The sequence below is a fragment of the Pseudomonas sp. DW-iso17 genome (assembly GCF_058725345.1).
Genome location: NZ_JBZXEA010000021.1, coordinates 482,891 through 494,749, shown reverse-complemented (window position 1 = coordinate 494,749; position 11,859 = coordinate 482,891). Strand labels below are relative to the sequence as shown.

Below are 11,859 nucleotides of genomic sequence, written 5' to 3'. Positions count from 1 at the left end.
CCTTGAGCCACGCCGCCCGATGAGCGGCGAATGAGGACTTTATGAGCAAGACCAACGCTTCCCTGATGAAACGCCGCGAAGCCGCTGTACCGCGCGGTGTTGGCCAGATTCACCCGATCTTCGCTGACTCCGCGAAGAACGCCACCGTGACCGACGTTGAAGGTCGCGAGTTCATCGACTTCGCCGGCGGTATCGCCGTGCTGAACACCGGCCACGTGCACCCGAAAATCATCGCGGCCGTGACCGAGCAGCTCAACAAGCTGACCCACACCTGCTTCCAGGTATTGGCCTACGAGCCCTACGTAGAAGTGTGCGAAAAAGTCGCCGCCAAGGTGCCAGGTGATTTCGCCAAGAAAACCCTGCTGGTCACCACCGGTTCCGAAGCGGTGGAGAACGCCGTGAAAATCGCCCGCGCCGCCACCGGCCGTGCCGGTGTGATCGCCTTCACCGGCGCTTACCACGGCCGCACCATGATGACCCTGGGCCTCACCGGTAAGGTCGTGCCTTACTCGGCCGGCATGGGCCTGATGCCGGGCGGCGTGTTCCGTGCGCTGTACCCCAACGAACTGCACGGTGTGAGCGTCGACGACTCCATCGCCAGCATCGAGCGCATCTTCAAAAACGATGCCGAGCCGCGTGATATCGCTGCAATCATCATCGAGCCGGTACAGGGCGAGGGCGGTTTCTACGTCGCGCCGAAAGCCTTCATGAAGCGCCTGCGCGAACTGTGCGACAAGCACGGCATCCTGCTGATCGCCGACGAAGTGCAAACCGGTGCCGGGCGTACCGGCACCTTCTTCGCCATGGAACAGATGGGCGTTGCCGCCGACCTGACCACCTTCGCCAAATCCATCGCGGGCGGCTTCCCGCTGGCTGGTGTGTGCGGCAAGGCTGAGTACATGGACGCCATCGCCCCAGGCGGCTTGGGCGGCACCTATGCCGGTAGCCCGATTGCCTGCGCCGCGGCCCTGGCCGTGATGGAAGTGTTCGAAGAAGAGCACCTGCTGGACCGCTGCAAGGCCGTGGGCGAGCGCCTGGTGACTGGCCTCAAGGCCATTCAGGCCAAGTACCCGGTGATCGGCGAAGTGCGTGCCTTGGGCGCGATGATCGCGGTCGAGCTGTTCGAAGACGGCGACACCCACAAGCCAAACGCTGCCGCCGTTGCCTCCGTGGTGGCCAAGGCACGTGACAAGGGCCTGATCCTGCTGTCCTGCGGTACCTACGGCAACGTATTGCGCGTACTGGTGCCCCTGACCTCGCCGGACGAGCAGTTGGACAAGGGCCTGGCGATCATCGAAGAGTGCTTCTCCGAACTCTGACCAACCTTAGTCACTGTGGCGAGGGAGCTTGCTCCCGCTGGGGCGCGAAGCGGCCCCGCTCTTTGATTTGGGACTGCTGCGCAGTCCAGCGGGAGCAAGCTCCCTCGCCACAGGTTACAGCCCGTACAAAAAAACCGCTTCGGCGGTTTTTTTGTGCCTGCTTCATTGTACGCACGCGCCTGCATTGTCTAAGGTGCAAGCATTGCCGATGGAGCGTGCTGGATGACTGCTGTTGATTTACCCGCTGTACCCCGAGTGTTAATCGCCGAAGCAGACCCTTGGTCGCGGGACCTGCTCAAGCAAGTGCTGTTGAATGTGCGCTGTGACGCACGGCTGGATGTGTGCGCCGATGGGCAACACGCCGCCACGCTGTTGGGCGAAAAAACCTATGACCTGATCTTGGCCGATTGGGAGCTGCCGGGCGTGGATGGCCTGAGCCTGCTGCGCAGCGTGCGCCAGAAACGCCGTTCGCTGCCGTTTATCTTGCTGAGCAGTCGCAACGACAGTGCCAGCGTGCGCGAAGCCTTGCCCTTGGCGCCCACCGCCTACCTGACCCGCCCGCTGAACATGGAAAGCCTGACCCAGCGCCTGCAAGACCTGCTGCTCAACGAAGGCGAAAGCGTGTACTGCGAAATCCCACCGCTGGCGCCGGGCATGACCTTGCCAGCCTTCCTTGAGCGGCGCCGCGAGGTCTGCGATGGCGCGCCGTTGCGCGTGGATGTGAAAGCCGCCGTGCAACACAGCCTCGGCCCCGAAGGCCTGGACCTCAAGCAGTTGGAAGACCAGGTGCACAGCGACCCGCAAATCACCGCCGTACTCATCGCCGCCGCCAACAGCGCCGGCTACCACGGCACGCCGGTGCAGACCCTGTCAGAGGCCCTGCATAAGTTGGTGCCCGGCCAGAGCATGAATCTCATCCTGGGCCTGGCGCTCAAGCACAACGTGGTGTTGGGTGACCCTGGGCTGGTGGCCTACGCCGAGCGGCACTGGCAACTGTCCCAGGACAGCGCCGACTACGCCCGGCGCCTGGCGCGCATGCTGGAGCTAGACCACCAGCGTTGCTACAGCGCCTGCATCCTGCATCGCTTGGGCGACTTGGCTTTGTTGCGCTGCCTGGAAGACTGGCGCCAGGGCGGCGGTGCCCTGGATGACGAAGCCATAGGCGAATCCCTTGACGCCTTTGGCGCCGCCTACGGTTCGGCGTTGCGCACGCGTTGGCGCTTGCCGCTGGAGTTGCGGCAGTTGATCGCGGGGATCTATTCACTTGAAGGCGGGGTGTATTCGCGCGAAGCCCTGGTGGTGAACCTGGCGGTGCAAATGGCGCGGCTGACCGAGCACGAAGGGCTGGAAGAACTGGCAGGCAGCAAGACCGCGCGGCTGCTCAAGGTAGGCTTGTCGGAACTGACCCGAGTGCGCAAAACCTGAAACACACACCGACCCACTGTGGGAGCTGGCTTGCCTGCGATAGCGGTGGGTCAGTCAAGACGCCATCGCAGGCAAGCCAGCTCCCACAGTGGGTCGGTGTTAACCGGCGATAACGCGGTTCTTGCCCTGGCGCTTGGCCTCGTACATCGCCGCATCCGCTCGCGCAAACAGGCTGTCGAGGGTGGAGTCATCTTCGCGCAGGCCGGCCAGGCCTTGGCTGACGGTCACATTGAATTCGTGCCCTTCGTAGCTGAACACCAATGCCTGGATTTCCTTGCCCAACCGCTCGGCAACCTGCAGGGCCATCTCCGGTGGGCAACCCGGCAGCACAGCAGCAAATTCTTCGCCGCCAACGCGTCCGAACAGGTCGCCACGGCGCAATACCCCGCGACCACTCTCAGCGATGCGCCGCAGCACCTGGTCGCCCTCCAGATGGCCGTAGGTGTCGTTGATGTCTTTGAAATCATCGATGTCCAGCAACAGGAACGCCAGCGGCGTGCCCTGCGCGCAGGCATTGTCGAACGCCTGGTTGGCGAGTTCGAAGAAGTGTCGCCGGTTGCTGCTTTGGGTCAGTACGTCGGTGGTGGCGAGGCGATGCAGTTCCAGCTCAAGTTGCTTCTTTTCGGTGATGTCTTCGGCGATGCCCACCACGATCAGCGCTTCACCGGGCACCACCTGCTGGTTGATGTAGCACTTGTCGCTCAACCAGCGGATCTGCCCGTCAGCGGTGATGATGCGGTACTCGCGGTCCTCCACGGCGCCCTGTTCCAGCACGCGGGCCAGGCTGTGTTCGGCGTAGTCGAGGTCTTCGGGGTGAACGCTGTTGCGCCATTCACGGTGGTCGGCCAGCAGCAGGCCGGCAGAGCGGCCAAACAGGCGCTCGTAGGCCGGGCTCACATACAGCACGCGGCGTGTTTCCCAATCGATGGCCCACAGCACGGCGTTCACGCTGACCAGCAGGGAACTGAGCAGTTGCTCACGCTCACTCAGCCGCTCGACTTCACCTTGAGCATGCATAAGCGCCAACAGGGTCGCCGCCGCGGCCGGGCGCGGCGGCTCTGCGGTGGGCACATCGGGCAGGCTGGGCTTTTCGTGAACCATCGGTACAACTCTCTCTGGGCGCGCCGCAGGTGCAAAAGCGGTCACTACAAGGGGTCACCATGATGGCGAAGTGTTCTTTGAGAGAGGGGAATTGCGGTGAAGTTCCGTGAACGGCGTGGATTGACGGTGCCCGGAAAATGACGCCAAAAAGCCAGTGCGTGGGAGGGCGAACCCTCCCACGGGGCCCTCACGCTGCTGTAGGACGCAACGAGTAAGTCTTCAACTGGTGGGCAAAATCGCGCAGGGATTGGATGCCACTGGCCTCGGCTTCATGCACCCATTCCTTGATCGCCGCCAGCATGTCGTGGCCGTTGGAACTGGTCTTGAGCCAGATCTGCTGCAGCGCCAGGCGCTTTTCGTAGATCACGGTCAGGGCATGGCTGTGTTCCAGCATGCTCTGGATGCGCAGGTGATGGCGGTCTTCCAGCAAGCTGGTTTCCCGCGACAGCAGGCGCTTGGCGCGGTGGAACTGGTGGCGTACCGAATGATCGACCTTCTCCAGCTCCTGCTTGACCAGCGGGCCAATCACCAACTTGCGGTATTGGGCCATGATCTGGAAGCGGTTGTTGAGGATCGCCATGGCGGTGTCCATGTCCAGGCTGCCCTTGCCTTCGACGCGGTGGGCGATGGGCGCTACACGCTGCACCTTGGCCAGGCGCAGGAAGCTGAACACCTTGATCCAGGCCCAGCCCAGGTCGAACTCCCACTTCTTCACCGACAGCTTGGCCGAGTTAGGGTAGGTGTGGTGGTTGTTGTGCAGCTCTTCGCCGCCGACGATGATGCCCCACGGCACCAGGTTGGTGGCGGCGTCACGGCATTCGAAGTTGCGATAGCCCACGGCATGCCCCAGGCCGTTGATCACGCCGGCGGCCCAGAACGGGATCCACATCATCTGGATCGCCCAGATAGTGATACCGATGGTGCCGAACAGCAGCAGGTCGATCACGCCCATGAGCGCCACGCCCAACAGCGGGTAGCGCGTGTAGAGATTGCGTTCGATCCAGTCGTCCGGGCAGTTTTTGCCGTAGATACGCAGGGTCTCGGGGTTTTCCGCCTCGGCGCGGTACAGCTCGGCACCTTTGCGCAGCACGGTGGACAAGCCCTTGATCACCGGGCTGTGCGGGTCATCGACGGTTTCGCATTTGGCGTGGTGCTTGCGGTGGATGGCGGTCCACTCGCGAGTGTTCTGCGCCGTGGTCAGCCACAGCCAGAAGCGGAAGAAGTGTTTAAGGCCGGCATTGAGCTCGAGCGAGCGATGGGCCGAATAACGGTGCAGATAGACAGTGACCCCAATAATGGTCACGTGGGTCATCAACAGCGTGACTGCCACCAGTTGCCAGGCGGACAGATCAAGAAAACCGTTGTACCACATAGGCTGTATGGCCCTCAGATAAAGAAAAAAACAGCACCCGCATTATCACTTCCTTTGCAGATAAAACCAGTCACCGTTTCAGATAAGACTTACAAAGTGTTTCCTCCTCTATAATCCTGATCCTTTGTAGGGCGATTCTGGTTATTTAGTAAGGATTACTAAGCATATGCTGTTTTCATACCGAGGTGCCCTACGTGCGGGGTTGGTGTACCTGCTGGTTTCCATCCTTTGGCTCCAGCTCAGCCATTACCTATTAATCAACTTTATCGATGAACCCTTGGAGCTGGGACGCTGGCTGCAAGCGCGCGGTTATGTGTGGGTCAGCCTCAGCGCCTTGCTCATTTACTGGATAGGCTGGCGTTTTGCCCGTGCCCATGCGTTGCAACAACCCCTGAAAGAGAACCGCGAGCGCCTGCGTCAGGCCGCTGCGGTGTTCGATTGCACCCGCGAAGGGGTGCTGGTCACCGATACCCAGGGGCTGATCGTGCACGTCAACCGCGCGTTTATGGAGATCACCGGCTACCAGCGCGACGACGTGATGGGCCAACGGCCAAGCCTGTTCAAGTCCGGGCGCCACTCGGCGCATTTCTACCAGCAGATGTTCCAGGCCCTGGAAAGCACCGGCGAATGGAGCGGCGAAATCTGGAACCGACGTAAAAGCGGCGAGGTTTACCCCCAGTGGCAAACCATCCGCGTGATTCACGATGACCAGGGCCAGGTCAGCCACTACGTGGCGGTGTTTTCGGACATCAGCGCCATCAAGGACTCCGAGCACGAATTGGCGCACCTGGCACACCATGACCCGCTCACCGACCTGCCCAATCGCCTGCTGTTCACCGATCGCGCCGAGCAGGCCCTGGCTTCCGCGCAGGTGCACAAGCGAGGCTGCGCTCTGCTGTTGATGGACTTGGATCACTTCAAGATCATCAACGACAGCCTCGGCCATAACGTTGGCGATCAGTTGCTCAAGTTGGTGGCCGAACGCCTCAGCGGCCTGTTTGGGCCGGGGGTTACCCTGGCGCGCCTGGGGGGCGACGAGTTTGCCGTGCTGGCAGAAAGTTGCCCGCAGGTGGTGCAAGCGGCGGCCTTGGCGCAGCGCATGCTCAACGCCATGAAGGATCCGTTCATTTTTGACGGCAACCAGCTGTTTATCAGCGCCAGTATCGGTATCAGCCTGTTCCCCAGTGACGCCCTGAGCGCCGAGCAATTGCTGCGCAACGCCGATTCCGCGTTGTTCAAGGCCAAGAGTGCCGGGCGCGAAGGCTACGCGTTGTATACCGAAGAGCTGACCGCCCACGCCCAACACCGGGTGGAAATCGCCGGCGAGCTGCGTCGCGCCCTCGACCAACATGAGCTGCGCGTGTATTACCAGCCGGTGCACGACCTGCACGACAGCCGCTTGGTCGGCGTTGAAGCACTGGTGCGCTGGCAGCACCCGGAACGCGGCCTGGTACCGCCGGGCGAGTTCATCCCCATCGCCGAGCGCACCGGGCTGATTGCCGACATCGATGCGTGGGTGATGGACCAGGCCTGCCGCCAGATGTGCCAATGGCTGGCCGACGGCGCGCCGCTGAGCTTTATCGCAATCAATGTCTCCAGCCGCCTGTTTGCCCGGCGCGAGCTGTATGAGCAAGTGGCCCAAGTGCTGCACACCACTGGGCTGGATCCGGCCTTCCTGGAGCTGGAAGTCACCGAGAGCGCCGTGATGGACGACCCGGAAGTCGCGTTGGAGCAACTGCACCGCCTGCGCGAACTGGGCCTGCGCCTGGCGATCGACGACTTTGGCACCGGCTATTCCTCGTTGCTGCGCCTCAAGCGTCTGCCGGTGCAGAAGCTCAAGATCGACCAGGGCTTTGTGGCGGGCTTGCCGTGGGACGAAGACGACGCGGCGATTGTGCGCGTGGTGATCGCCCTGGCCAAAAGCATGGGCATGCAGGTGCACGCCGAAGGAATTGAGCAGGTGGAACAGGCGCGGTTCCTACTGGATCAGGAATGCGACATGGGCCAGGGGTACTGGTTTGGACGGCCCATGCCGGCTGATGAAATCGACTGGACCCGAGCACCTCTGATCCGCCAGGACTGACGCGGTCAATGTGGGAGTCGGGCTTGCCCGCGAAGGCGGTGTGTCAGTCGCTGCATGTGTTACTGCACCACCGCTTTCGCAGGCAAGCCAGCTCCCACAGGGTTCTGCGGCGACTGTGCATGAGCGTTTTTTCTGTGGAAACCCTTGCAACCCCATGCCCTATCAGAAAATTCTTTCTGGTTATATAAACATTCTTAAATAGTATTTTTAAGAATATCCGCGCTTATCTACTATCGCCCTCACGCCGCAAGCAGTGCCGCCACTGCCAGGCACTACTCATTTTCAGGAGCGAGACCATGAGCGCATCTCTACGTAGCGTTGACGGCCAGGACGAAGCAGCCATTTTGCGTGAAATCCAGAGCGCCCTGCGCGACCTGCGGTTTGGCGCGGTGGAAATCACCGTACACAACGCCCAAGTGGTACAGATCGAACGCAAGGAAAAATTCCGTCTGCAGAACCCCGGTAACAAACCGAGCTGAGCAAGAACGGCGATAGACCCGCAATTACAAGAAAAGCCAACACTCAAGAATTTCAGGAGCTTCTATGTCGTCGATTCGCCGTTATGCCTTGGCCGCATTGGCCAGTGCCGTGTTTGCCGGTTCCGCCGTTGCCAAGGACTACGAGTTGCTCAACGTCTCGTACGACCCCACCCGTGAGCTGTACCAGGATTACAACGCTGAGTTCACCAGCTTCTGGAAACAGTCCCACCCCGGCGACAACGTCAAGATCCAGCAGTCCCACGGTGGCTCGGGCAAGCAAGCACGCGCAGTGATTGACGGCCTGCGCGCCGACGTAGTGACCCTGGCCCTGGCCGGTGACATTGATGAAGTCGCCAAGCTGGGCAAGACCCTGCCGGAGAACTGGCAGACCCGCCTGCCGGACGCCAGCACCCCATACACCTCCACCATCGTGTTCCTGGTGCGCAAGGGCAACCCCAAAGGCATCAAGGACTGGGGCGACCTGATCAAGAAAGACGTGTCGGTGATCACGCCCAACCCGAAAACCTCCGGCGGTGCACGCTGGAACTTCCTCGCCGCCTGGGCCTACGGCCTCAAGGCTGGCGGCAGCGAAGCCAAGGCCCAGGAATACGTCAAAGAGCTGTTCAAGCACGTGCCGATACTGGACACCGGCGCGCGCGGTTCTACCATTACCTTCGTCAACAACGGCCAGGGTGACGTGCTGCTGGCGTGGGAAAACGAGGCGTTCCTGGCCTTGAAGGAAGACGGCGGCGCCGACAAGTTCGACATCGTCGTGCCTTCCCTGTCGATCCTGGCGGAACCGCCTGTGGCCGTTGTGGACAAGAACGCCGAGAAAAAGGGCAACACCGAGATCGCCACCGCGTACCTCAACCACCTGTACAGCCCGGCGGGCCAGGAGATTGCGGCGAAGAACTTCTACCGTCCACGGGATGAAAAAGTCGCCGCCAAATACGCCCAGCAGTTCCCGAAACTGGACCTGGTGACTATCGACAAAGACTTCGGCGGCTGGAAAACTGCCCAACCGAAATTCTTCAATGACGGTGGCGTGTTCGACCAGATCTACACGGCGCAATAAGCCAAAGTACCTGTAGGGGCCTGACTTTCTGTAGGGACTGGGCTGGTGTGGGAGCTGGCTTGCCTGCGATAGCATCACCATGGTGTGGCTGATACACCGAGGTGCCTGCATCGCGGGCAAGCCCGGCTCCCACAGAAAAGCCAGCTGCCACAGAACGCACGCTCCTACAGTGGTTTCTACCCTTTAACCAAGGACTCTTATGTCGCGTCGTATCTCCCCCGTCATACCCGGCTTCGGGCTGACGCTGGGCTACACCGTGGTGTACCTCAGCCTGATCGTACTCATCCCCCTGGCGGCGATGTTTGTACACGCCGCTCAACTCACCTGGGATCAGTTCTGGAACATCATCTCCGCGCCTCGCGTGCTGGCGGCCTTGAAGCTGAGCTTCAGTACCGCGCTGTACGCCGCACTCATCAACGGTGTGATTGGCACTTTGTTGGCCTGGGTGCTGGTGCGCTACACCTTCCCCGGGCGCAAGGTCATCGACGCGATGATCGACCTGCCGTTCGCCCTGCCCACCGCCGTCGCCGGTATCGCGCTGACGGCGCTGTACGCGCCCAACGGCCTGGTCGGCCAGTTTGCCGCCGACCTGGGTTTCAAGATCGCCTACACCCCCCTGGGTATCACCCTGGCGCTGACCTTCGTCACGTTGCCCTTCGTGGTGCGCACGGTGCAGCCGGTGCTGGCCGATATCCCCCGGGAAATCGAAGAGGCCGCCGCCTGCCTCGGCGCCAAGCCGTTGCAGGTGTTCCGCTACATCCTCGTGCCGGCATTGTTGCCCGCCTGGCTGACCGGCTTCGCCCTGGCGTTTGCCCGAGGCGTGGGTGAGTACGGTTCGGTGATCTTCATTGCCGGCAACATGCCGATGAAAACCGAAATCCTGCCATTGCTGATCATGGTCAAGCTCGACCAATACGACTACCGCGGCGCCACCTCCATTGGTGTGCTGATGCTGGTGGTGTCCTTTGTCTTGCTGCTGCTGATCAATCTGTTGCAGCGGCGCATCGAACGTCCATAAGGAGGCGCGGAACATGTCCCAATCGTCTATTTCCGCCGCGTCCTCGGCCAACGCCGCCCGGCGTGGCAGTGCGACCTCGCGACGTATCCTGATCGGCCTTGGCTGGCTGGTATTCGTCCTGTTTCTGCTGCTGCCATTGCTGGTGGTGGTGTCCCAGGGCTTGAAGAACGGCCTCGGCACGTTCTTCACGGCAATCCTTGAGCCAGACGCGCTGTCGGCGCTGAAACTCACGGTGATCGCCGTGCTGATTTCGGTGCCGCTCAACCTGGTGTTCGGCGTCAGCGCCGCCTGGTGCGTGAGCAAGTACTCGTTCCGTGGCAAGAGCATCCTGGTCACGCTGATCGACCTGCCGTTCTCGGTCTCGCCGGTGATCGCCGGCCTGGTGTACGTGTTGATGTTCGGCGCCCAGGGCTTCTTCGGGCCGTGGCTGCAAGAGCATGACATCCAGATCGTGTTCGCCCTGCCGGGCATCGTGCTGGCGACCATCTTCGTCACCGTGCCGTTCGTGGCCCGTGAGTTGATCCCGCTGATGCAGGAGCAGGGCACCCAGGAAGAAGAAGCCGCGCGCCTGCTGGGCGCCAATGGCTGGCAGATGTTCTGGCATGTCACCGTGCCGAACATCAAGTGGGGCCTGATCTACGGCGTGGTGCTGTGTACGGCGCGGGCCATGGGTGAGTTCGGCGCGGTGTCGGTGGTGTCCGGCCACATTCGCGGCGTCACCAACACCCTGCCGCTGCATGTCGAGATTCTCTACAACGAATACAACCACGTTGCCGCGTTTGCGGTGGCCAGCCTGTTGCTGATCCTGGCGCTCTTCATCCTGCTGCTCAAGCAGTGGAGCGAGAACCGAATCAACCGCCTGCGCAACAGCGCGGGTGAGGAATAAGTCATGTCGATCGAAGTCCGTAATGTCAGCAAGAACTTCAACGCCTTCAAGGCCCTGGACAGCATCAACCTGGATATCCAGAGTGGCGAGCTGGTGGCGTTGCTGGGCCCGTCCGGCTGCGGCAAGACCACGTTGCTGCGCATCATCGCCGGCCTGGAAACCCCGGACGCCGGCAGCATCGTGTTCCATGGTGAAGACGTCTCCGGCCACGATGTGCGTGATCGCAACGTGGGCTTTGTGTTCCAGCACTACGCGCTGTTCCGCCACATGACCGTGTTCGACAACGTCGCTTTCGGCCTGCGCATGAAGCCGAAAAACCAACGCCCCACCGAAAGCCAGATCGCGAGCAAGGTTCACGAGCTGCTGAACATGGTGCAGCTCGATTGGTTGTCCGACCGCTACCCGGAACAACTTTCCGGTGGCCAGCGCCAGCGTATCGCCCTGGCCCGCGCCTTGGCGGTGGAGCCCAAGGTTCTGCTGCTCGACGAGCCGTTCGGCGCCCTTGATGCCAAGGTGCGTAAAGAACTGCGCCGCTGGCTGGCGCGCCTGCACGAGGACATCAACCTGACCTCGGTCTTCGTGACCCACGACCAGGAAGAGGCCATGGAAGTCGCCGACCGTATCGTGGTGATGAACAAGGGCGTGATCGAGCAGATCGGTTCACCGGGCGACGTCTACGAAAACCCGGCCAGCGACTTTGTCTATCACTTCCTGGGGGACTCCAACCGCCTGCATTTGGGCGAAGACAAGCACCTGCTGTTCCGTCCCCACGAAGTGTCGTTGTCACGCCATGAACTGGAAGATCACCATGCGGCGCAAGTGCGGGATATTCGGCCGTTGGGCGCGACTACTCGCGTGACCTTGAAGGTCGAAGGCCAAAGCGAGTTGATCGAGGCCGAAGTGGTGAAAGACCATGACAGCCTCACCGGGTTGGCGCGGGGCGAGACCTTGTTCTTCAAACCCAAGGTCTGGCAAAAAGCCTAATAACACTGCAAAACCCTTGTGGGAGCCGGGCTTGCCCGCGATGGCGGTGTGTCAGTCGACAGTTATGCCAACTGATCCACCGCCATCGCGGGCAACCCCGGCTCCCACATTGGATGT

Annotated in this window: 10 protein-coding genes; 8 read left to right on the top strand and 2 right to left on the bottom strand. The window is 61.5% G+C overall.

Annotated features, from left to right (window positions below):
* Positions 1-41: 41 nt before the first annotated feature.
* The gene (gene gabT, locus AC4PS6_RS16620; RefSeq protein ID WP_014716416.1) at positions 42-1,319 is read left to right on the top strand and encodes a 4-aminobutyrate--2-oxoglutarate transaminase; all 1,278 of its coding nucleotides are present in this window, start codon (positions 42-44) and stop codon (positions 1,317-1,319) included.
* 222 nt (positions 1,320-1,541) lie between these two features.
* Entirely contained in the window at positions 1,542-2,744 is a 1,203-nt protein-coding gene (locus tag AC4PS6_RS16615; protein WP_038448444.1) for an HDOD domain-containing protein, read from the top strand.
* Positions 2,745-2,843: 99 nt separating this feature from the next.
* On the opposite strand, the gene AC4PS6_RS16610 is transcribed toward AC4PS6_RS16615, so the two are convergent.
* Together AC4PS6_RS16610 and desA are read right to left on the bottom strand one after the other, a co-directional pair.
* Positions 2,844-3,845: a GGDEF domain-containing protein gene (locus tag AC4PS6_RS16610; protein ID WP_032894198.1), complete on the bottom strand. Its 1,002-nt coding sequence runs from the start codon at positions 3,843-3,845 to the stop codon at positions 2,844-2,846.
* A 187-nt stretch (positions 3,846-4,032) separates the two neighbouring features.
* Positions 4,033-5,217: a delta-9 fatty acid desaturase DesA gene (desA, locus tag AC4PS6_RS16605; RefSeq protein ID WP_003187559.1), complete on the bottom strand. Its 1,185-nt coding sequence runs from the start codon at positions 5,215-5,217 to the stop codon at positions 4,033-4,035.
* Positions 5,218-5,383: 166 nt separating this feature from the next.
* Between desA and dibA the strand changes: the two genes are divergently transcribed.
* The 6 genes from dibA to AC4PS6_RS16575 all read left to right on the top strand — a co-directional run bounded on the left by dibA (position 5,384) and on the right by AC4PS6_RS16575 (position 11,742).
* Positions 5,384-7,300: a phosphodiesterase DibA gene (dibA, locus tag AC4PS6_RS16600; RefSeq protein ID WP_336827220.1), complete on the top strand. Its 1,917-nt coding sequence runs from the start codon at positions 5,384-5,386 to the stop codon at positions 7,298-7,300.
* 296 nt (positions 7,301-7,596) lie between these two features.
* Positions 7,597-7,779 carry a sulfur starvation response protein OscA gene (gene oscA, locus AC4PS6_RS16595; protein ID WP_003170956.1) on the top strand — a complete coding sequence of 61 codons (183 nt, stop codon included), beginning with the start codon at positions 7,597-7,599 and terminating at the stop codon, positions 7,777-7,779.
* Positions 7,780-7,843: 64 nt separating this feature from the next.
* Positions 7,844-8,854 (top strand): sulfate ABC transporter substrate-binding protein, encoded by a 1,011-nt coding sequence (locus AC4PS6_RS16590; RefSeq protein WP_014716420.1) that lies wholly within the window; start codon positions 7,844-7,846, stop codon positions 8,852-8,854.
* Positions 8,855-9,053: 199 nt separating this feature from the next.
* Positions 9,054-9,872 carry a sulfate ABC transporter permease subunit CysT gene (gene cysT, locus AC4PS6_RS16585; RefSeq protein WP_003187564.1) on the top strand — a complete coding sequence of 273 codons (819 nt, stop codon included), beginning with the start codon at positions 9,054-9,056 and terminating at the stop codon, positions 9,870-9,872.
* 13 nt (positions 9,873-9,885) lie between these two features.
* On the top strand, positions 9,886-10,758 hold the full coding sequence (gene cysW, locus AC4PS6_RS16580) for a sulfate ABC transporter permease subunit CysW (RefSeq protein ID WP_014716421.1): 873 nt from the start codon (positions 9,886-9,888) through the stop codon (positions 10,756-10,758).
* A gap of 3 nt (positions 10,759-10,761) precedes the next feature.
* The gene (locus AC4PS6_RS16575) at positions 10,762-11,742 is read left to right on the top strand and encodes a sulfate/molybdate ABC transporter ATP-binding protein (protein ID WP_014716422.1); all 981 of its coding nucleotides are present in this window, start codon (positions 10,762-10,764) and stop codon (positions 11,740-11,742) included.
* The last annotated feature ends 117 nt before the right edge of the window (positions 11,743-11,859 follow it).

What these genes read in the sequence shown, in the direction of transcription:
- gabT (WP_014716416.1), top strand. Translation starts at nt 42, where the DNA reads ATGAGCAAGACCAACGCTTCCCTGATGAAACGCCGCGAAGCCGCTGTA.
- AC4PS6_RS16615 (WP_038448444.1), top strand. Translation starts at nt 1,542, where the DNA reads ATGACTGCTGTTGATTTACCCGCTGTACCCCGAGTGTTAATCGCCGAA.
- AC4PS6_RS16610 (WP_032894198.1), bottom strand. Translation starts at nt 3,845, where the DNA reads ATGGTTCACGAAAAGCCCAGCCTGCCCGATGTGCCCACCGCAGAGCCG.
- desA (WP_003187559.1), bottom strand. Translation starts at nt 5,217, where the DNA reads ATGTGGTACAACGGTTTTCTTGATCTGTCCGCCTGGCAACTGGTGGCA.
- dibA (WP_336827220.1), top strand. Translation starts at nt 5,384, where the DNA reads ATGCTGTTTTCATACCGAGGTGCCCTACGTGCGGGGTTGGTGTACCTG.
- oscA (WP_003170956.1), top strand. Translation starts at nt 7,597, where the DNA reads ATGAGCGCATCTCTACGTAGCGTTGACGGCCAGGACGAAGCAGCCATT.
- AC4PS6_RS16590 (WP_014716420.1), top strand. Translation starts at nt 7,844, where the DNA reads ATGTCGTCGATTCGCCGTTATGCCTTGGCCGCATTGGCCAGTGCCGTG.
- cysT (WP_003187564.1), top strand. Translation starts at nt 9,054, where the DNA reads ATGTCGCGTCGTATCTCCCCCGTCATACCCGGCTTCGGGCTGACGCTG.
- cysW (WP_014716421.1), top strand. Translation starts at nt 9,886, where the DNA reads ATGTCCCAATCGTCTATTTCCGCCGCGTCCTCGGCCAACGCCGCCCGG.
- AC4PS6_RS16575 (WP_014716422.1), top strand. Translation starts at nt 10,762, where the DNA reads ATGTCGATCGAAGTCCGTAATGTCAGCAAGAACTTCAACGCCTTCAAG.